Consider the following 20177-nt stretch of genomic DNA (forward strand, 5'->3'; position numbering starts at 1 on the left):
AGCCGAGACAATGGCGACTCAGGCGGCTCGACCGATGACCACGGTTGGCAGCAGCGGCAGGCGCGTCCCGGCCGAGGATCTCGATGTGGCCCTCGTAGGCCGAGCGCGTTCCCGACGGCTCCACGGCGGCGTCCTGGCACGTGGTTCCCGTCGTGGGTCCTGGACACTCCAGGCATTGGGTATCACCGGTCATAGCCAGACTGGTGAGACGTACCGACTGCTGGAGTGACCGATGAACACAACTCGTGGTCGGCGGCGGGTCCACCTGGGAGCAGCGCCTGGGTGGGCAAGATGTACGCGATGCTCGGTGAGGGCCGCCGTGGGCTCGAACGCGGCCGGGACATGATCGTCGGCTACGTCGAAACCTACGGCCGCCCCCGCACCAGACTCCGACCTCCACGGTAGCGATCTCCGGGACAGCGCAAAGACCTTGTTTGCTTGCCAGGTCAGAAAACAGCCAGCAAGAGGAGGATGACCAGCGAGCCCGCAGTCGTGAGGAGAAAGCGCGTCACGACAAGAGGGCGGAACCAGCCGGGAAAGACCACCTGAGCTGCCTCCATCAGCGCTTTGGTGTCGATGTCTGTGGTGCCGGACTTGCGGAGGGCGGCCTCGACGTACCGGACGACGAAAACCTGGGCGGTGGTGATGAAGCCGCCGGCGATCAGCAGGATGGGCTGGAGGACCCAGGTCAGCAGCGGCTGGTCGCCGAGATTCAGTACGGCAAGCGTCGCGAGGCCCACGGCAATCGCCACGGACACCACCACGCTGGCGGTGCTGGCGGTGAAGTCGAGGCCTTGCTTGAGCAGTACGGCGGGATCATGACCCTGGCGCCGTATCTCAGCATCGGCTGCTTGCTGGGCGGCGGTGCCGTACCGATGACCGACAAGCGGAACGATCAGGTACGTCAGGGCCAGCAGGATCTGAAGGGCAGCAACCATGAGCACGGGGGCCTCCTCGAAAGAAGTGTTGAACTTAGTTCAACAACATAGCTCACGGCTTGAACTAAGTTCAACACGCTGGCTAGGCTCAGCGGCATGCTGACCAAGGAGCAGATCGTCCGCGCCGCCGTCGAGGTGCTCGACGCCGAGGGTGTGAACGGGCTGAACATGCGCCGTTTGGGCACACACCTCGGATCGGCTGCATCGGCGATGTATCACCATGTGAAGAGCAAGGACAAGCTCGTAGTCCTCGCCGCCGACCACGTGTTCGGCGAGATCCTGCTGCCCGACGCGGCTAGGGCCGGGTGGCGGGAAGCTGCTGCGTCGCTAGCGCGTGGAGCGTATGCGATGGTCGTACGGCACTTCTGGCTCATCCCGGCGATGAGCACGCACCTCATCTACGGACCCAACAAGGCTCGCTTCGATGAGCAGTCCCTGACGGTCTACGAGTCGGCCGGATTCACCGAAGGCGAAGCCGATCAGGCGGCTGCGACCGTGCTCATGTTCGTGATCGGCGCCGCGCAGGGCGAGGCGGCGCAGGCGGCCTGGCGGGCACGCCTGCGACGGAGCGGCGCCGATCACGACAAGGAAATCCGGGAGGTCACCGCCGAGGTATTCGAGATCGCCCGGGCCTTCCCCCGGCTGCGAGCCCGCATCGGCTCCGCCACCCCTTCCCCGCCCGGAGACCCTTTCGAGTTCGGACTCCAAACTGTCCTCGCCGGGTTGGAGTCGCGCCTGTCTCCTCGACATCATGACCAAGGTCAGAGTTTCTGACTGGTTGTCTCGCAACTCACCGTGTGGCTCATGCGGCCTGGGCTGACGTCGTCCGCGTGCGTGCCCACGACTGAGCGTTTTCATGGAGAGGCGTCTAGTAATTAGGGTAACCGCCGTCCAGCGGAGGTGTGCTTCGCTGGTGCGGGCGTTCTGGTGGCCGCCACCAGAGTCACCACCGAGGACGCGATCCGCGAGGTGGAGTGGCCGACACTGGTGTTCTTCGTCGGGCTGTTCGTCATGGTCGGTGCCCTGGTCGAGACCGGCGTCATCGGCCGGATCTCCCAGGCGGCGGCGATGCCACGCAAGGCCGGCTCGGGCTGACCACGATGCTGCTGCTGTGGGCGTCGGGCGGGTTCTCGGCGATCGTGGACAACATCCCGTACGTGGCCACGATGAGCCCGATCGTGGCCGAACTGGTCCAGGGCAACGGCGGCAACGGCCCGGCGCAGGTGTTGTGGTGGGCGCTGGCCTTCGGCGCCGACCTGGGCGGCAGCGCCACGGCTGTGGTGGCCCGCGGCCAATGTCGCCATCTTGGGCATCGCCGCCCGCGACGGCACGCCGATCAGCTTCTGGCAGTTCACCCGGTACGGCCTTGTGGTCGCCGTGGTCACCATCGCGTTGTGCGTGCCGTACCTGTGGCTGCGTTACCTGTGACCGCTACGCGCCTTGTCGCGAAACATGTGTCAAGGACCCGTATGGACGGGTGCGGTGATGGTGCTGTTACGGTGTAGCGCGGTGCGCCGGGAAGTCTGGTCGGCAAGGTCTGATCGCGTACCACTTCTGCGGAGGCTTCCCTGTGGGCACCCTGTTGACGGTTTTCGCCAGCGTGCTGCTGCTGGCCGTGCTCGTATCGAGTTTGGCCCATCGCACGATCCTTTCCACCGCGGCGCTGTTCCTGGTGGCCGGGTTCCTGCTGGGCGACGGCGTGTTCGGCGTGGTGTCCGTGCGGGTGGACGACGAGCTGGTGGGGACGCTGGCCGAGCTGGCGCTGTTCGCTGTGCTGTTCACCGACGGCATGCGAGTTGGTTGGAAGGACCTGCGCAGCGCCTGGCGGCTGCCGGGGCGCGCCCTGGGCTGGGGGCTGCCGCTCACCCTCGGCATCACCGCCGTCGGCGCGCACTACCTGCTCGGCTTGGGCTGGATCGAGTCGCTGCTGATCGGTGCGATTCTGGCCCCGACCGACCCAGTCTTCGCCGCCGCGCTGGTGGGAAACGAGAAGGTGCCACCCCGGCTGCGGCAGCTTCTCAACGTGGAGTCGGGCGTCAACGATGGGCTGGCGCTGCCGTTCGTCATGGTGTTCCTGGCCATCGACGCCGGCGCTGAGGACCTGCACCTGGGCGAGCTCGGTATGGAGCTGGGGCTCGGCGTGCTGATCGGCGTTGCGGTACCGTGGGCGTCGATCAAGCTGGAGCAGACCCGCTGGTTCTCCGCCTCCACCCAATACGAGCCGCTCAACGCCCTGGCCATCGGGCTGCTTGTGCTCGCGCTCGGCAAGGTCACACACGGCAACCTGTTCCTGGCAGCGTTCGCTGCGGGCATCACGGTGGCCACGTTCGGCGAGCGGCAGCGCGAGTCGTTTCAGCACTTCGGCGAGCTGATCGCCGAGCTGTTCAAGCTGGCCGCGCTGCTGCTGTTCGGGGCGCTCATCACTCCCGCTCTGCTCGGCGCGGTCGGGTGGAAGGGCTGGCTGTTCGCGATCCTGGCCCTGATACTGGCTCGCCCGGTCGCGATCTGGCTGTCCTTCCTGCGCTCCGGGCTGTCGGTGCGTGAGCAGGCGGCGGTGGCGTGGTTCGGGCCCAAGGGGTTCGCCTCGGTGGTGTACGGGCTGATCGTGCTGGCCTCCGGCATCGCCGCCGCGCAGGAGGTTTTTCAGCTGGTCGCGGTCACCATCGTGCTGTCGATCCTGCTGCATTCGTCCACCGACATCGTGGTGGCGCGGAGCTTTGATGACGAGCGTGAGGTCCCGGTATGGTTCGGTGCCGCGCGTCGGTTGCGCGGACGATCTCAAGGGGATTCGGCATCATGAGGTTCCGTAGAAGGTCCTTCCTGGATCGGTTCCACCATCCGGCGCAGGTCATCGCCACCGGCTTCGGCGCGGCCATCCTCCTCGGCACCCTCCTGCTGTCATTGCCGATCGCCACCACCTCCGGCACCTCGGCAGGCTGGCTGACCGCGCTGTTCACCGCGACGTCGGCGGTCTGCGTCACCGGCCTGGTCGTGGTGGACACCGAGTCGCACTGGTCAGCTTTCGGCGAAGTGATGATCGCCGTCTTGATCCAGATCGGTGGGCTGGGCATCATGACGCTGGCCACGCTGTTCACCGTGCTGGTGGCGGGGCGGCTCGGCCTGCGCGCCCGGATGTTCGCCCAAGCTGAGACCAAGACACTGAGCATGTCCGATGTGCGGCGGGTCGTGCGCAACGTGGTCGTATTCAGCCTGGCGTGCGAAGCCGTGGTGGCCGTGATCCTCACCATCCGTTTCCTGACCGGGTACGGAGAGCCGTTCGGCCGCGCCGTCTATCTCGGTGTCTTCCATGCGGTATCGGCGTTCAACAACGCCGGCTTCGCCCTCTGGCCCGACAACCTGATGAGGTTCGTCACCGACCCGTGGATCTGCCTGCCCATCGCCGCCGCGGTCATCGTGGGCGGACTCGGCTTCCCTGTGATCTTCGAGCTTGCCCGATCGTGGCGGCATCCGAGGCGCTGGACGGTTCTCACCCGGGTCACGGTCGGAGTGACGCTCGTCTTGCTGATGGTCGGCACGCTGGTCTTCCTGGCCACCGAGTGGCGTAACCCGCAGACTCTCGGCAGGCTGGATGATCCCGGCAAACTGCTGGCCGCCTTCTTCACCGGCGTCATGCCACGCACGGCCGGCTTCAACAGCCTGGACATCGGGCAGATGTATCCCTCCAGCCTGCTCGCCACGGACGTGCTGATGTTCATTGGCGGCGGCAGCGCAGGTACTGCGGGTGGGATCAAGGTGACCACGTTCGGGCTGCTGGCGTTCATCATCTGGGCCGAAATGCGCGGCGAACCCCGTGTCAACCTCGGCCATCGCCGCCTGGCCGAAAGCGCGCAGCGGCAGGTGGTCTCGATCACGGCGATCAGCGTCGGCCTCGTCATGCTCTCCACCTACGTGCTCCTCGTCTTGACTCCGCACAGTCTGGACCAAGTGCTGTTCGAGGTGATCTCAGCGTTCGGCACCGTGGGCCTGTCGACCGGGATCACCGCCGACGCCACGCCCGCCGGGCACGTGCTCTTGGTGCTGCTCATGTTCATCGGCCGGATCGGCCCGTTGACCCTGGGCTCGGCACTCGCACTGAAGGACCGGGAACGCCACTACGAACTACCCGAGGAGCGTGTGATCGTTGGCTGACAAGAAGAGCGACGCGGTCGTGGTGATCGGGTTGGGCCGGTTCGGCGCCGCGCTCGCGCTGGAGCTCATCCGGCGCGGCACCGAGGTATTGGCCATCGATCATCGGCCCAAAGTGGTGCAGAGCATGACCGGGCACATCACCCAGATTGCCACCGCTGACTCCACCGACCTCGATACGCTGCGTCAGCTCGGCGTACCCGACTTCCACCGCGCGGTATGCGCCATCGGCGGCGACATCGAGGCCAGCATCCTCACCGCCTCGCTCCTGGTGGAACTCGGGATCGACGACATCTGGGCGAAAGCGATCAGCAGACAGCACGGTCAGATCCTCAGCCGCATCGGCGTCCAGCACGTCGTCTTTCCCGAACATGACATGGGCGAGCGCGTCGCCCACCTGGTCAGCGGGCAGCTGCTCGATTACATGGAGGTTGACGAGAACTTCGCGATGGCGAAGATCCGCCCACCCAAGGAATATGTCGGCATCGCGCTCGGCGCCTCCAACCTGCGCCGCAAACACGGGGTCACCATCGTGGCGGTCAAGCCGCAGGATGAGGAGTTCACCTACGCCACCGCCGACGCCGAACTCGCCTACGGGGACATCATCATCATCTCCGGCCGCCCTGAGCAGGTCGAACGGTTCGCCGAACTACCCTGAACCATCGCGAGAGTGAGGCACCGAGCACGGCAGGAGTCCCGAGGCGTCCTGGCGTCACTCGGGCTCAGGGTCGGGCGTCCCATGCGTTCATATGACTCCATGGGCGGCACGCCCGGCCGCCAAGGCGGCGCCGATGGTGCCACTGCCGCCATAGTGGACGCATCCACGCCGGGCGGGACAACCAGGGCAATATTCCCGACCGCTACCGTCGGCCGGATGGCACGGCCGGCCCAGATGCCGAGACCCTAAAGACCGGCGACTCCGGCTGCCGCATCGCCTGCGGCGTGATCATAGAGCGCTAAGTTACTTGAGCCGTCCGTGCTGGAACGGGCTGATCGAACGGCTACCCCTGCGGCAGCCGCCGCGAGCACTACCCCATGCGCGACGAGATTCAGACCTGCTCCGAGGCTGATCTTTGAGGCCTATACGCCCGGCTCTGTGGCATCGGATCCATCATTTCACGGCGTCCCTTGCTCAGAGATATCCTGGAGCGCACGGTCGGCGGCATCGGTCATGCTAGTAGGCGTAGGGCTGACAGAAGATGGCGGTGCCACATGAGTGACCTGATAAGTCGGACCACCCGCGGGCTATTTCGGGATCTTATGACTGGTTCCACCCTCGGGGAGATCGACGCAGCCTTCCAAGATGAGCTCTTCGCGCCCAGCACGACGAGTACATATCAGGACACCAGCGCGAGGCGTACCCGTACCCAGGAATACCTGGAGGCCATCGACTGGAGTGACGTCAACCACGTCAACAGGGTCTTGCGTGTCTTCGAGCGGCTGTGCCATGGCTATGAGCCGCAGTACAGGAGCAAGTTGTTCCAGTCGCTGAAGCGCGACGGTTACGTGCTCGACGAAGAGAGCGGCCATATCACGCCCGTGGGCCCGCGGTTCTCCCTGGACTCGCTGAAGAACCTGTCGGATGCTTCGGCGATCCGTCAGCAGCTCGGGCGCATTCAAAGAGCGATTATCGATGATCCAGCACTAGCGGTCGGCAGCGCCAAGGAGCTCATCGAGAGCACGGCCAAGGTCGTGTTGAAGGAACGGGGAATGGTTGTGGACGACAAGGCCGATCTCCCGGCGCTCGTCCGTGAGGCTCAGCAGGCACTTTGGCTACACCCGTCATCGACCACGCCTGGCCCCGACGGCAGTGACGCCGTCAAGAAGATTCTTGGCGCGGTTTCTTCTATCGCCATTGGTCTGGCGGAACTGCGCAACCGTGGCTACGGCACCGGGCACGGGGCGGCGAGTGTCCCCGTCGGCCTTGGACCTCGCCATGCTCACCTGGCCGTCAATGCCGCCTTCACATGGTGTCAGCTCGTCTTGGACACCCTCGCTGATCCCAAGGCACCATGGCGCAAAGGCAGCACCTCTGCCTGAGTAAGCGCCCTTCCCGAATGGGTGATCTTTCCTCGGGGTCGATGCTGCCGAAGCGCAACGTAGTGCGCGGCAACGGAAAGCCTCGCCCAGGACCGACCAGGCTGGAGGCCGCGATTCTCACGGTCCCAGGCTGCCGCATCCAGCGGCCGATCATCGACGACCTGGCAACGCTGTGCCAGCGAGTGCACGCCTTCGGCATCGCGGCGAGCTGACCAGGGAGCGGCTGACCGTCAACGAAACCGCCTCCAGCGTGTTGCGGCACGGCAGCGGGCGCGGCATCTTGAGTGCCTGTTGCGACAAAGGGAACGTGAGCGTGGAGGTGGACGATGTCGCCGGCATCCTGACCCACGCCACCTCGGCATCAGGCCCGACCACGCATGGGCCGCGGTAGTGCCAGCCACCAGCGGCCAGGCACTGTGTCAGCATTCGCGTCCCGGCACGCCGACGTGCGACGATGCGTGTTCGACGTCCGCAAACCGCTAATTCCATGATCACAATAATGGGCGAATTAGGCTCATTGTCACATGATGGGCGATTTCCAAAGAACGATGCGACCAGGTATAAAGGTCACCACAGAGCCTCCAACCCATCTGGCCCAGGAGCAGCCCTGGGATTCCACGCGCCCTGTAGCTCGTTGGACCGCACTGTACGTTCAGGACGCCTTGCACGGCCCGTGGCTTTTGTGACTACTCACGTATTCAGGCGTCTTTAGGTAGGCAGCAGGATGACAAAGGCGTCATCTGACACGAGTGTCACCCATGGCGCGGAAAGGCGGCATCAGTGATTGTGCGGCGTGCCTGTCGACATCGCCGTATGCCGCACCGCCTTCCACTTTCGAGACCACGTTCGCGCCGTCTTCTCCAGCCTGCACATCCGAGCCCCTCCACGACAAATGCGACGATCCCGTCCGCTACAGCAAGGTCAAGATCGCTCCGTCCGTTCTGGACGAGCCGAGCAGGATGGGTCCGATGGTGTTGCCCTCTAGTGGAGAGTCATCGAAGAGCTGTGTTACATGACGTGCCCTCAACGTGATGCCCCAGGCCAACGAAGCATCTGGCAAATCACACCGCTACGCCCGCCTGATGATGAGAGCATCCTGTTACGGCCGAGAATGGGGATAATGCGGCAGGAGGATAGTTGCAGGAGGATTTGTTCGGACCAGCCAGCCCTAACAGGGGTAAGCAGCAAGTCGTCGGCTGGAGGGCCTTGATCGCGCCCATCGCTCGTGACAGCGATGCGGTGATCCTCGATGCGGATGAGATCAAGGTCGCCGAAACGATCTTTGATGCTTATGCGAACCAACATGCTACTGGAGGTCTCTCGCACAGCGACCTGCGAAAAGCGTGCGACGGGATTTGCGATGACGAAACCTTCCTACAGCGCTTCAGGACGTTTCGGGCGCTGGGCATGCTCGTACCTGCATTCCCAAAGAAAAATAATGGACTTTACCTCTTTCACCCCTACTCGGCCGCCGGGCTGGCCGTGTTCGATCGCGTGTCGGCCAAGGGCGGGATCGACGAGCTGTTGACGTTGCTCGATCGAACCCGCGCGGCCATTGCACGAGGGTCCGCGACTGCGGAGCAAGTAAAGGCAGTACTGACCCGCTCACGGGGCATGTTGGTCATCGCTGCCGACTACCTATTGATGCTGGTGCGTGAGCGATCGATCGAGACAATGATCGCAGAACGACACCTACATCAGCATCCGGCTCTGCTTCAAGATGTCGAAGCGGTCATGGATCTCGTGAGCACCCGATATCCAGAACTTGATCGTCCCGCCTATGCAGTGACCATCGAGACGCAACGATATCTCGGGGCGCGCTCGGATTTCGTCGCGCGCCTGCTGGAAGAAGGGGCCAGAGCGCAGGACTTCGGTCTGCTGAGCCACGAGCAATACCTGACCGCCGCTCGTGAAAGATCACAAGAGGAACTTGCTGCGGCATTCGCCCAAGTCGTATTCGATCCGCCGAATCCTTGGCTCAGCCCACCAGCGATCGTGCGCGAGGTTGAGGCGGCGAATCCACGGAAGAAGGAACCCCCACGCCCTCCGCGGCCGAACGATGCTCCTGTATCACATGACCCCTTACAGAGGGTGCTGGACCGCGAGCGCCGACGCCGTGACAGCGCGTGGGACCAAGCGGCTCTAGCACTTCAGGGAAATGACGAAGCTGACATTACGGACCTACTTCTCCACCTAGAATGGCCCGCTGCCGCGAGGCTCCTGGCTACTCTGCTCAGAGCGGCGCATTCGGGCAAGGAATTTGAGGTTGAGTTCAAGGATGCCCTTCGAGTCGATCCGCATGCGAAGATCACCTACCTTTCGCCTGTTGTCCTACGAAGACGCGGGCGCGGACGCATGCAGTTCGACCACCAGGACGGAGACCACCAATGACAGAAGGTTCCAAGGCATCACGCCTTACCCTCGCCCGATTGCGAGCCGTGGGAGCTTGGCAGCTAGAGGGACAGCCCATCGAGTTGGCCGTGCTGCGCGCTGGACGACGCCTTGTACACGCGCAGATGGGAGGGACACCTGTCGCTATCTTGGGTTGGCCACTCGGAGACGAGCCGCTCGAAGACGAGAGGTTGGTTCCCCGCATCTCTCCATCGCCGTTGATCGTCCAGACGTTTACGGCGTGCCTCGGCGGTTGCTGGCGTCAGCGCGATGCGCATCCCTGGCCCGGGTCGCCTATCACTGAGGAAGAACTGCTGAGGTCCTTGCAGGCATGGGGAGGGGAAAGCGACGACCCGAGTCACATGGGGAGAGTACGAAAGGCGGTTGGAATGTTGCGGTCGTCGCTATGGCTGGACCCTTCCGTTCAGTCGATCAGACTAGGACCGCGGGTGGCGGCCTGGTCAGAGCGGCAAGTCGATGTGATTCGCCCCGTCTTTGACCGGATCCCCCGTGACACCCCTGCCGAATCCGTGGCTAGCGATGACCTCGTTGAGTGAACTCTCCCCCGGCCGCCAGGCCCTGGTAATTGCGGCAGTTGCCGCCGTAGAGACGGCGGACGGTTGTGTGCGCGAGCGAGACTTTCCCGGTTTGAGTGAGCCGGACCTTCGCGACTGCGTGCGTCGGTGCTTGGACGAAGGAGGAAGGACCCTGCTCCGTACCGAGACAGGGTATACTTCAGGCTACGCCGAGGACATCCGAATAGCACTCGCACAAGAGGGAAACGGCGTTCTCGAGCCGGCAGAAAGAGCCGTTCTTACTCTCGTGTTGCTCCATTGCGTGGCGATTCCGCGCGCCAAAGGACGGATTACAAGTAGCAGTTGGGCACAGGGCGAACCAGTCGACCGAGCGGAGATCGAGAAGTGCAAGCTCGGCGATGGTGTCATCCGGACAACCCTACGACAACTCGCAGCTAGAGGACTCGTCCGTTACCACGGCAAGAACAGGCAGATCGTTCCAGGACCGCAACTTGCGAGACTGACTCCCGAGGTCTCTGCGCTGCTTTGGGAGGAACTGGTTCTCCTCGGGGAACCAGAAGGAGTGATGGCCGATGTCATCCGCCGCCGTCGCCAAAGAGAGCCGACTTTCGAAGGAGGAAGTGGTGTCGAAGACGACTGAGCATAGCCTCTTCGTTGATCGGACGCCCGACGGTGCGCAGGTCACGGGGATTGTCGGAAGAAGACAGTTAGTTGCCGTCCAGACCTTTGACATCGCCAGATTGACAACTCATCCGGTGCCGATCGTCCCCGGTGCTTTTGTCGCAGTGAGCGGGGAAGGCCCTAAGGGCGACTCGAACGGTTCAGGTAAGACCACTTTCCTCAGTGCGGTTTCTCTTCTGCTCGGCGACCCGCAATGGCGCCTTGACGTCGATGGGAGGCACGCTGTCGAGTTGCTTTTCCAGCCGGGGGCGGCAGGACTTGACGTCTCCGCCGGCGGTGCCAACCACGGATATATCGTCGGCGTCTTCGCTGGGGAGTCCCCGTTCCGCAGCACGGACCTGATCACGGTCTGGGTTCGGATCTCGCGGACGCCTGCATTCGTGAAGATGCGCTGGACACGAGGGCTCCACGTCGCGGAAGGCGGGACTGATCAGGAGCGTCAGGACCAGGCCAACGAGCTGTGGAACGATCTTCCGCGCAACAGTGAGACCGGGTCACGGACCATGGCCGAGACACTCTTCGGTGACGCCCCACGATGCCTCGCTTACCTAGACACCACGGTCCGTCCATCGGTGCCCTCACTTCTGTCACAGCAAATGACCGCGATGTCACCAGAACGCATCGGTGAGGCGCTCATCGCGTTGACTGGCCGGGACCACCTCTTGGCCGCCGAATCACGGCTCCGCCGCGAACATGCCGCGCAAAGTGATGAGCTGGACACTCGCCGCCAAGAGGATGCGAGGGATCGGATAAATGAGGACCTGCAGCTCGAGGCATTGAAACGCCGAGAAGCAGCCCGTGCCGAGGTGGCCGAGGCAGTGGCCGCCTGGGAGGCACACCTCGCGCAAGGCGTGCTCGAGAGAGTCGAGCTCCACGCGACTAAGGGAGCAGATGTCGAAGCCGCAGAAGCTCTGATCAAGACGACGAAGAATGCGGTCGAGCAGCAACGCAACGAGCTGCGAGCCCTTGAGGGACGTACGGACCTTCAGTACGCCGTGACCGCGGCCGAGCGAGCGAGATCCTCCGTTGATGGGGAACGCGTCAACCTCGACAAGAAGATCGGAAGGCTCGAAGAACGTCTGGGCGGGCTCTTAACGAAGCGGAGCAAGCTTTCAGCCGACGCCGAAAGCGATGACGGGTTGGCCATCGATCTCCACGAGGAGCTAGTTGAAGCAGCAGAGCTACAACTGACCGTAACAAAAATCGACCTTAACGAAGCAGAGAAGGAGTATCAGCAGCTCCTCTATCACCTGGAAGCCGTCGAACAGGGTTACGATGGGCCAGCTGGAGAAGCCCTAGCTCTCCTTCATGGCGCGAACCTACAGGCTGTCAGCTTGATCGACGCGATCACTCTTGATCCTGCCGCCCGCGCGGTCTGGGAACCACGTCTCTGGAGTTACCGGGACGCGGTGGTGATCACCCGTGACGACGAGTCGGCGGTCCTTGACCTTCTCTCATCCCTCGCCGGTGCAACGGTCGTGCTCGCCGACGGGCCACTTGAAGACCAGTCGGCGCGCCCGCTCCCTCCAGGCATTGCATCCACGGCTCCGATATCCGGTTTTCTTGAGGCTCTTGAAGACCGCTACGAACATCGAACAGTTCCCGACCGAGCCCACGATCTCGACCTCGACACGGCGACGCTGGGTGGCTTCCCGGAACCGTTCACCGGGCGTTCCGTCCGCGTCGCACGGGCACGGGAAGATGCAGAACGGGCCGAACAGGAAGTCAACGCTCGGCAAGGGGCCGTCGAGACGGCAAAGATCACGCTACGACACGAACAACGGCAACTGGCTGCCGCGCAGGCAGCAGCAGAACTGTCAGAAGTTCGGGCCCTACTCAAAGAACTCGAGACCAACATTTCCGAGGCACGCGGAGAACGCGGAGACGCAGAGCAGCGATGGAAGGTCGCCGATGAGGCCCATAGCGGCGCCAAGAGCGCATTGGACAACCATGACGACCGCATCGCCCGGCTCCGCAACGACCTCATAGCGCAGGAGAGGAAACTGGGCGAGGCTATTAGAGATCATCGCAAGGAAGCCGAAGCGCTATCCGGGATCGGACTTCAGGAGTGGCGGATAGCCTGGTCCAATACCGATGAGGCCGCTGAGAACCTCATCACAAAGGAGGCGAACAAGGGGCACCGGCACACGTCAGTTCGCTGGCGCGACCTGACCATCAGACACCTTCACCAAGCTCTTACCCATGTAACCCGTGATCCAGATCAGGCCTCTCCCGCGCTTCAGCAGCTGAAGCAGGACGCCGACAATTCCACCCATCCTCTGGAAAAAGACGATCCTGACCGAGCCTTCTTCGCCACCCTGGTACAGCCTCTTCATGATCTGCTGGATGCGAAGGAGGAACACGACCAAGCCCTCAGAGATCGCATTCATCGCAACCGCTTCGAACGCGCAGTCGTCATCGCCGAAACGAGCGCCGAACTCGATCGCCTACATGGAGACCTGGATTTGCAGCAGGGTATGGTCGAGCGCTCCATCGAACTGGCGCTTCGTGCGATCAGTGCGCAGCTAGACCAGCTCGACCAGGACAGGGAAGGCGGCTACGGCGCACGTCTGGAAATCGATATCATTCGTCCCGAGAGTCCGGACGACAACTGGACCTGGAACGTCACTCCCAAATGGCGGCGCTCGCCTGCTGGAAGCTTCGTCTCCTACCGCGAAGTAGCCAATGGCGCCCAGGTAAAGGTCTTCGCGATCCAACTGGTTCTCGCAGCCCTACTTGCAGACGACCATGTTCCCGGCAGACTGCTCATCCTTGACGAGCTCGGTAACAGCCTGGGCGACGCCAACCGCAAGGATGTCCTGTCCGCGCTCAACCGAGTGGCACACCAGCAAGGCGTGACCATTCTGGGCACGTGCCAGGACAGCGTCGTCTACGACGCGGCCGAGGTCTGCGGTGAAGTCCTCTGGTTCTCCCACGCAACGGCGACCGAACCCTACAATCGTCCTACTAGAGCCTGGGGCCACGATCCCGAGCAGGGACGGGTTGAGCTCGTTGCTTTCTGGCTTCGCACAGGTCGCTAACGCAGAATCACGGCGAGCAACTCGGGAACCAGAGGCAGGACCGTTCCATGGAGCGTCTGCTGCTCCCGGCTGCCGCCAGCCCAATTGGGGTGGGCCGCAATCATCCGCGCCAGATCACGGAAGGCCTCTGGCCCGGAGGACGCCAGCCTCTGGGCCGCCGCGATCCCACGAGTGCGTTCGGACTCCTTGATCTTCCGATGCTTTCCCTCAGCCCAGTAGCTGGCATCCATTCCGACGGGGTGGAAGGGCCGGCCCACACGTTGCTCCATGTCGGCAATGATGTTAATTCCATGTGCGTCGAGATCGCCCCACACCGCGATCGGCAAAGGTACAAGAAGTCTGAGCAGGTCAACCAGCCCATGGGTGCCGTATCCTTTCCCCCACACGACAATCCACTCACTGGTGACAGGAAGCTTGCATACCTCCTGAAAGGTCGTCTGGTTCTCGACGACGAAAACACCGCGCGCACCGCCGAAGTGGATCTCACCCATGAGCCTGGCCCCGTTGGAGGGCAGACCAGCCCAAGGTCGCGCCACTGAGGCGTCCACAGCCACTGAGCCGATCGTCCACTGCAGCGGACCTCGCACCCTGATCTCATAATCCGGGAAGGTCACCAGCTCGCTGAGCGTTCTGCTCATCAGATTTTCAACGGCCAACCTCCGCGGTAGAGTCCATGACTCCTTGGATGCCTTGCCGGTCGTAAAAGCCCACGAAGCGACCTCATCGGCTGGCGGCTTCCGTTCTGGGTCCGGACGGCTGTACAGCCATGCCGCCGCCCGCAAAGCGAATTCATATGGAGGCCATCGCCCTGCCCGAGTCCGGCTCTCCACTGGCGGCAAAAGCGGCGCACCGGCTTCCTGGCGGATGAGGAGCGCATACTCGTCGGCTAATTCGGGAACTTCCCGTAGCGTCATCAAGAGTTTGCCACGAATAGCTTCCGGTGTGGTCCGTCCGGTCAGCTCCGCGATCTTTTCTTTGGCAACCTCTGCCCAGGCCGGCGTAAGCCGCGCCCTAGTAATGGACTTGATTCGATACCTGCTGTCGAGCTTCGCGATGATGACCAGCCCTCCACAAGCCGCAACCGCAAAGGCAAGGTCCGACGCACGGTCTCTCCAATGCGTCAACATCCCTGACCAACGCCGCTCCGACTCGCGCAGGAACCACACCACTTCCTCAACACTAAGCTCCTCGGATGGCGCGAATCCCTTCGGGGCAACTGCAGCGACAATCTCGACCTCGCGTGGATTCAGCCGCCCCTGTCTATCCTCCGGGCGTCTACCTTCCGGATACACCACATAGGCGGCAAGAGTCTCCGGCAAGCCCGGCAACGGGATCCGCTCTCGGATCAAGGATTCAGAATCCTTCAGCGAAGACATCAGCTCATCATACCTTTATGATTCGTTGTAATATCAGAAGCAGCAGAGACCTAATCCGAATAATATCAACATATACCCTCATATCCTCGCGAATACCCTTCAAGCATAGGCGTGCGGCGCTAAGCTTCGTCATGCTCTAGGTTTCAAGTGTGCCGCTTACAGCACCCCTGCCGCGGGTCGGACGGACGCTGGCCACGCTGCGACTCTTCAGCTGATATCAAGCTGATCGTGCCCAGTACCACCAGACGCACAAGTCACGGAGACTGGATCCGTATCCTGCACGCACCCGTTCTACGAACGGGCGACCGCTGACTGGGCTCAGGTGTGGGCCCGTCGAAGATCTGTAGGTGACGCACGTTCCGGCACCCACAGGACTGCCTGCGGAGGTGACACTACAACTACAGCGCATTGTCGCTGCTTACCTGCCGGGTTACGTTCGAGCGGTGTGACCTGTAAGTTCGGCGGAATCGGCGAGGTGCGGAGTGGCACGAGGTTCTGGTTCGTCAGGGTCGTATCGAGATTGGGAAGCCGAGCGGCGCAGGCAGGTACGTGCCGCCGAGCAAGCTCGACAAAAGCGCGAACGAGAACTCAAGGCGCAAGAACAGCAGCGCCTGCAGGCTGAAGCGACCGCGCGAGACGCGGAGGCCGCCGCGCGCACTCGCCAGCTCGAAGCACGGGTCGAGGAGCTGGAGACGATCTTGCGCTCCTCATTGCGCCGAGACCCGCAGATCCGTCTCGCCTCGCTACGTCGCCGCCTGCAGGTTCCACCACTGGATCTGGGACCACTGGCCCATCCCGAACCTGCGCCCGTATGGAAGGCGCCTGCGCCTCCCGGATGGCTACAACGCGCGTTCGGCGATGCTCAACGGTACGAGACAGCGCTGCGCCAAGCTGAGGCCGACTTCGCCAAGGCACAAGCCGATCACCGGCATCGCGAAACCCAGCGCCAGAAGAAGGTCATCGACCGGCGGCGTGCTCATCAACAGCAGGTTGTCGAAGCCGAGCGGGCCGTCGCCGAGGAGAACGCCCGCCTGGATGCGATCGAGGTCGGCCTGGGATCCGGCGACCGACACGCGGTCAGCAACTACATGGACCTCGTCTTGCAGACATCCCCTTACCCCGAAGGCTTCCCTGCGGAGCGCAGAACCGGCTACGTTCCCGAATCCTCGCTGCTCGCCGTCGAGTGGTACCTGCCAGCACCGGAGATCGTCCCTGAGCACAAGCTCTACAAGCACATCAAGACCCGCAAGACCGTCGAACCCACGCCTCGGTCCATACCGGAGACCCGCCAGATCTATCAGCGCGTGATCGCGCAGATCGCCCTGCGCACACTACGCGAGGTATTTGACGCCGACCCCGGCAAGCTGATCACCACAATCGTGTTCAACGGTCGGGTCCGGACCGTCGATCCGGTGACGGGCCAGCAGATCGAGCCTTACCTCATCACGATGCGAGCCACCAGAGAGCAGTTCTCCGCGCTGGTGCTCAACGAACCCCGCTTCAAACCCGTCGAGTGCGTCCGTCGGCACTTTCACGCCGACGTCTCGCCGCATCCCGAGGAACTGGAGGCCGTCGAGCCGGTCATGCCGTTCAGCATGGCCGACCCCCGCATCGTCGATCCCGTGGACATCATCTCCGACATTGACAAGCGCCCCAACCTACTCGAGCTGCACCACAAGGAGTTCGAGGCGTTCATCCAGAACCTGTTCACCAAGATGGGCTTCGACACCAAGCTGTATCAGGCCAGCGGCGACGGCGGAGTGGATTGCGTGGCTTACGACGCGCGTCCCGTCGCCAGCGCCAAGATCATCGTCCAGGCGAAGCTCTACACCAAGACCGTACAACCCACCCATGTGCGCGACCTGTACGGAACCGTGCAACACGAGGGTGCCACCAAGGGCATCATGATCACGACTTCCGGCTACGGGCCCGACAGCTACAAGTTCGCCAGCGGCAAACCCTTGGAGCTGATCGACGGTGCCGGTTTACTCGCCTTGTGCCACGAGCACAACATCCCTGCTCGCATCCTCAACCGTGGCAAGAAAAGGCCCTGACCATTGTCCCGATCATGACTCGTTGCTGGCAGAGGCAGCGCAGATGCGGTCTGATTCGCACAGAGGACGCGATCTGCGCTGCACAACGGAATGGAAGATCTTCAAGCAACGTGCCAGCTGCCCTCCAAGGTCTTTCCCCCGACTACGTCTAGCGGCTCTTTCGGCTCAGCCGTCGTCCCTGGCTCGTCAGCCAGTTCGCCAGCGAGCCCCGCATTCTTGACCAGACGGCCCCAGCGAGGACTCCGGGAAAACGCCCGCGCAATAGCGATGCCGCTCGGCAGACCGCCATCCGGTTGACGATTTTCCAACGCCCACTGCCACGCTGCACGCTGCAACGATCGACATCCTCCATTCCGATCAGCAGGCACATCCTCCTCCCCAGGCAGGCCCTCAGCTTCCTCGCCGTCAGACTCTGCATCGCCAACGGCGCTGTGGTCGGCGAGACCGCCCTCCCCCGCTTCCTCTACCAAGTGCCTGCCTTGCGCTCGATGTCCAGCGGAGCCGCGGACCTGGCTCATCAGCATCTCGTACGCTCCGATCAGCGCAAAGCTCGGCCAAGCCGCAATTACCCGGCCGACCAGCGTGGGCTCGGCCACCGCCACGTTGGCACTGAGGCTGGCCAGACTGCCGATGACCAGCATGGTCCACGGCAGGAAGCCGCCCTTCTCACCCCGACGGCTAGCCACCAGCAAGGACATCGAAGCCGCGACTATCGTGCCGTCCACCGATAGCGGGATGAGGGCTGCAGCCAGGCTGTCTTCTCCATGCCGAAGGGAGAGCTCGTGCATGTGCCGAAAGGACACGACGGCCGCCACCAGAGCAACCAGCAAAACGCCGGCCAGCGTCGTCACACGGACCCATCGGTCCGCCGAGAGGTTGCGCACGACCGCTCACCCCTGTCCCAGCAGGAACCGCGTGGTCAGCGTGAAGCCGTGTGCGATTGGTTCGAGTCCCCCCTCGGACACACACCGCACGCACACGTGGGGGCTCCGGTTCGATCCGGGCCTCCACTTTTGCTTTCCGGGGCAGTGCGGGTCGATCAGGGCTCGTGTCCGACGCGGCTGCCATGCTCCTGCGACCGTGAACGCAGCCGGCTCGACCTGCCGCAGGAGCTGCCGACAGCGCGGTCCACGGTCATGGGAAGGAGTTCCGGGAGCGCCGGTATCTGTAACTCGCTGCGTACTGTTCGCTCTATTCGGTGGCCGGTATCTCCTCCCGCGAGTCGCGAGGCGGTTGGCCCGCCCCGTCATGTGCGGCTTTGAGGGCCTGAAGCTCGCGATGCAATGCCTGGATCGCGACCAGAGCGACGCCGTTGGCGTCGATGCAGCTGATGGCCGTGTCGGTGCCGCCGAGCCCGAACGCGGCCCACCAGTCCTGGGCCATCGGGCCCAGATGACGTACGTGCTCGTCATCCCAGCTGTAGCGCCAGGTACTGATGGGCAGCGCGACGACCTTGGCCAGGACCTCGTCGCCGTCGAGGGGACGGTCGCCATCGGCCGGCGCGGGAGTGGGCCGTGATGGCGGGCTCAACGCCATGTCACCGGCGTGATCGCCATCTTCAGGTTCCGGTCGGACGCTCGCATCTTCGTGCCTTCCGCCGTGCTGTGCCGGCGGTCGAGGCGGACGACCTGCCCGGAGGTGCTGCCGAGCCAGACTCCCGGCTCGCCGAGTTGTGCGGAGTAGGTGACGCTGCTGCCGCCGGCGCCGGTGACGGTGACGTCGGCGCGGCTCAGATGCCAGTCGTCGTCGGGGACGTCGGGCGGCGGGGTGAAGCGCACGTAGACGGGGTGGTCGATCAGGTCGCCGAGGGTACGCCGGGGCCGGCGCGGGTCGTTCCAGCCGGGCTTGACGACGTTGCCGCCCTCGCCGAGGACATAGGTGTCCGCGGAGTCTTTCTGCTGGTCGGTGACGTCTGATCGGGCCAGGCCGAACTCGCGCCCCGCGATGCCGAGGCTGATGGACGCGCGGTCGTTGGAGACGCCGCCCTGCGTGCCGTCGTCGGGATCGTCGCCGCCGGTTGCCAGGTAGACGGAGATGCTGGTGATGAGTTCGTCGCTGTGCCGGGGGTCGGATGACATGCTGCAGTTCCTCCCATGTTCACTTTTCGTGTTTGATTGACTACTAATTGTTATTCCACGTGGTCAACATAGGGCACATATCCTCAAGGTGCTCTTGCCCTTGCCTTCAGGAGAGAGTCACTTGTGGCCGCCTGCTAGCCGTCGATGATCCGATCGAGCCAGTCGCCCATCAGTGAGCTCTCGGAAGGGCTGAGGACCTTCAGGTCCGGGAGGCTGGCCCTCAGGGTGATGGCGCCGGCCACGACGTCGTCCCCGGTACAGGTCGGGGCGGGTTCGGTGATCGCGTGGATGACCGCCTCGCGGACGATCCGGGCGGCGTCCATGTCGCGTTCGGCCTCTGGCGCCGCGATCAGGGCCAGCGTGGTGCCGCGACCAGCCGCGTGGATCACGCGCGCCGCCCGCTGCTCCGGGACGCGGAGCCGACCGGCCAGGGCGACACGGTGCACCAGCCCGGCGAGGATCTCCGCGGCCTGCTTCGCCCCGTCGGGCTCGGCCCCTGGTCGCGGGCTCCCGTAGATCAGCGAGTACAGAGCGGGCTCGGCGAGGCCGAACCCGATATGCAGATCCCAACCACGCCGCAGGTCCTCCACAGGGTCGCCGCTGGGTGTGATGCCGCGCTTCTCGACGAGGTACGACACGAGCCCCCGGCTGGCCACGGCGTCCAGAAGACCCTGCTTGTCACCGAACAGCCGGTACAGGATCGGCGCCTGCACGCCGGCGGCCTTGCAGACGGCCCTGGTCGAGACGGCGTCCCTTCCCCCACGCGCCAGCAGGTCCGCCGCAACGTCGAGGATCGCCTCCCGCTTGTTCATGCTCGTAGCCACGTATCGACGATAACAGCGATTACTCATCGCAGATAACATTCATGCTAACAGCATCTTGTTATCGCTGACATA

Annotated in this window: 17 protein-coding genes and 1 pseudogene; 12 read left to right on the forward strand and 6 right to left on the reverse strand. The window is 63.6% G+C overall.

The features are described from left to right. Nucleotides 1–225: 225 nt before the first annotated feature. Entirely contained in the window at nt 226–405 is a 180-nt protein-coding gene (locus tag AB0J69_RS12760; RefSeq protein WP_364116205.1) for a hypothetical protein, read from the forward strand. Nucleotides 406–446: 41 nt separating this feature from the next. Here AB0J69_RS12760 and AB0J69_RS12765 read toward each other — a convergent pair whose 3' ends face one another. Then, the gene (locus tag AB0J69_RS12765) at nt 447–944 is read right to left on the reverse strand and encodes a hypothetical protein (protein ID WP_364116208.1); all 498 of its coding nucleotides are present in this window, start codon (nt 942–944) and stop codon (nt 447–449) included. Nucleotides 945–1034: 90 nt separating this feature from the next. On the opposite strand from AB0J69_RS12765, the gene AB0J69_RS12770 reads away from it, so the two are divergent. The 10 genes and pseudogenes from AB0J69_RS12770 (at nt 1035) to AB0J69_RS12815 (ending at nt 13773) form a co-directional block, all read left to right on the forward strand. Continuing rightward, nucleotides 1035–1712, forward strand: coding sequence for a TetR/AcrR family transcriptional regulator (locus AB0J69_RS12770; protein WP_364116211.1), 678 nt, complete (start codon nt 1035–1037; stop codon nt 1710–1712). Nucleotides 1713–1838: 126 nt separating this feature from the next. Next, nucleotides 1839–2033: an SLC13 family permease gene (locus AB0J69_RS12775; protein ID WP_364116214.1), complete on the forward strand. Its 195-nt coding sequence runs from the start codon at nt 1839–1841 to the stop codon at nt 2031–2033. A gap of 5 nt (nt 2034–2038) precedes the next feature. Beyond that, nucleotides 2039–2128 (forward strand): annotated as a pseudogene (locus AB0J69_RS12780) (hypothetical protein); the annotation flags it as partial. 115 nt (nt 2129–2243) lie between these two features. Continuing rightward, nucleotides 2244–2366, forward strand: a complete 123-nt coding sequence (locus AB0J69_RS12785) for a hypothetical protein (protein WP_364116294.1) — start codon at nt 2244–2246, stop codon at nt 2364–2366. A gap of 142 nt (nt 2367–2508) precedes the next feature. Then, complete coding sequence (locus AB0J69_RS12790) at nt 2509–3738, forward strand: cation:proton antiporter (protein WP_364116217.1); 1230 nt, start codon at nt 2509–2511, stop codon at nt 3736–3738. Continuing rightward, a complete protein-coding gene (locus AB0J69_RS12795; protein ID WP_364116220.1) occupies nt 3681–5087 on the forward strand; it encodes a potassium transporter TrkG in 1407 nt (468 codons plus the stop codon). The genes AB0J69_RS12790 and AB0J69_RS12795 overlap by 58 nt, the downstream gene beginning before the upstream one ends. After that, the gene (locus tag AB0J69_RS12800; protein WP_364116223.1) at nt 5080–5742 is read left to right on the forward strand and encodes a TrkA family potassium uptake protein; all 663 of its coding nucleotides are present in this window, start codon (nt 5080–5082) and stop codon (nt 5740–5742) included. The genes AB0J69_RS12795 and AB0J69_RS12800 overlap by 8 nt, the downstream gene beginning before the upstream one ends. A 554-nt stretch (nt 5743–6296) precedes the next feature. After that, on the forward strand, nt 6297–7124 hold the full coding sequence (locus AB0J69_RS12805) for an abortive infection family protein (RefSeq protein ID WP_364116225.1): 828 nt from the start codon (nt 6297–6299) through the stop codon (nt 7122–7124). A 1206-nt stretch (nt 7125–8330) separates the two neighbouring features. After that, the gene (locus tag AB0J69_RS12810) at nt 8331–9515 is read left to right on the forward strand and encodes a hypothetical protein (protein ID WP_364116228.1); all 1185 of its coding nucleotides are present in this window, start codon (nt 8331–8333) and stop codon (nt 9513–9515) included. A gap of 1108 nt (nt 9516–10623) precedes the next feature. After that, nucleotides 10624–13773 carry a hypothetical protein gene (locus tag AB0J69_RS12815; RefSeq protein ID WP_364116231.1) on the forward strand — a complete coding sequence of 1050 codons (3150 nt, stop codon included), beginning with the start codon at nt 10624–10626 and terminating at the stop codon, nt 13771–13773. Here the strand turns inward: AB0J69_RS12815 and AB0J69_RS12820 are convergent. Continuing rightward, a complete protein-coding gene (locus tag AB0J69_RS12820) occupies nt 13770–15149 on the reverse strand; it encodes a Wadjet anti-phage system protein JetD domain-containing protein (protein WP_364116233.1) in 1380 nt (459 codons plus the stop codon). The genes AB0J69_RS12815 and AB0J69_RS12820 overlap by 4 nt on opposite strands. Before the next feature lie 482 nt (nt 15150–15631). Between AB0J69_RS12820 and AB0J69_RS12825 the strand changes: the two genes are divergently transcribed. Continuing rightward, nucleotides 15632–17203 (forward strand): restriction endonuclease, encoded by a 1572-nt coding sequence (locus tag AB0J69_RS12825; RefSeq protein WP_364116236.1) that lies wholly within the window; start codon nt 15632–15634, stop codon nt 17201–17203. A 101-nt stretch (nt 17204–17304) separates the two neighbouring features. Here AB0J69_RS12825 and AB0J69_RS12830 read toward each other — a convergent pair whose 3' ends face one another. From AB0J69_RS12830 to AB0J69_RS12845, 4 genes are all read right to left on the reverse strand, one after another. Next, a complete protein-coding gene (locus AB0J69_RS12830; RefSeq protein ID WP_364116239.1) occupies nt 17305–18087 on the reverse strand; it encodes a DUF2637 domain-containing protein in 783 nt (260 codons plus the stop codon). A 307-nt stretch (nt 18088–18394) separates the two neighbouring features. After that, on the reverse strand, nt 18395–18739 hold the full coding sequence (locus AB0J69_RS12835) for a tail fiber domain-containing protein (RefSeq protein ID WP_364116242.1): 345 nt from the start codon (nt 18737–18739) through the stop codon (nt 18395–18397). After that, nucleotides 18730–19281 (reverse strand): hypothetical protein, encoded by a 552-nt coding sequence (locus AB0J69_RS12840; RefSeq protein ID WP_364116245.1) that lies wholly within the window; start codon nt 19279–19281, stop codon nt 18730–18732. Before AB0J69_RS12840 ends, AB0J69_RS12835 begins: the two co-directional genes overlap by 10 nt. Nucleotides 19282–19415: 134 nt before the next feature. Further along, nucleotides 19416–20105, reverse strand: a complete 690-nt coding sequence (locus AB0J69_RS12845; RefSeq protein WP_364116247.1) for a TetR/AcrR family transcriptional regulator — start codon at nt 20103–20105, stop codon at nt 19416–19418. Nucleotides 20106–20177: the final 72 nt, after the last annotated feature.

The sequence above is a fragment of the Nonomuraea sp. NPDC049709 genome (assembly GCF_040674815.1).
In the GTDB taxonomy this organism is placed as follows: Bacteria; Actinomycetota; Actinomycetes; order Streptosporangiales; family Streptosporangiaceae; genus Nonomuraea.

Bases quoted from the DNA above. Each gene is read 5' to 3' on its own strand.
- AB0J69_RS12770 (WP_364116211.1), top strand. From the start codon at position 1,035: ATGCTGACCAAGGAGCAGATCGTCCGCGCCGCCGTCGAGGTGCTCGAC.
- AB0J69_RS12795 (WP_364116220.1), top strand. From the start codon at position 3,681: ATGGTTCGGTGCCGCGCGTCGGTTGCGCGGACGATCTCAAGGGGATTC.
- AB0J69_RS12805 (WP_364116225.1), top strand. From the start codon at position 6,297: ATGAGTGACCTGATAAGTCGGACCACCCGCGGGCTATTTCGGGATCTT.
- AB0J69_RS12815 (WP_364116231.1), top strand. From the start codon at position 10,624: ATGTCATCCGCCGCCGTCGCCAAAGAGAGCCGACTTTCGAAGGAGGAA.
- AB0J69_RS12820 (WP_364116233.1), bottom strand. From the start codon at position 15,149: ATGTCTTCGCTGAAGGATTCTGAATCCTTGATCCGAGAGCGGATCCCG.
- AB0J69_RS12835 (WP_364116242.1), bottom strand. From the start codon at position 18,739: ATGGCGTTGAGCCCGCCATCACGGCCCACTCCCGCGCCGGCCGATGGC.
- AB0J69_RS12840 (WP_364116245.1), bottom strand. From the start codon at position 19,281: ATGTCATCCGACCCCCGGCACAGCGACGAACTCATCACCAGCATCTCC.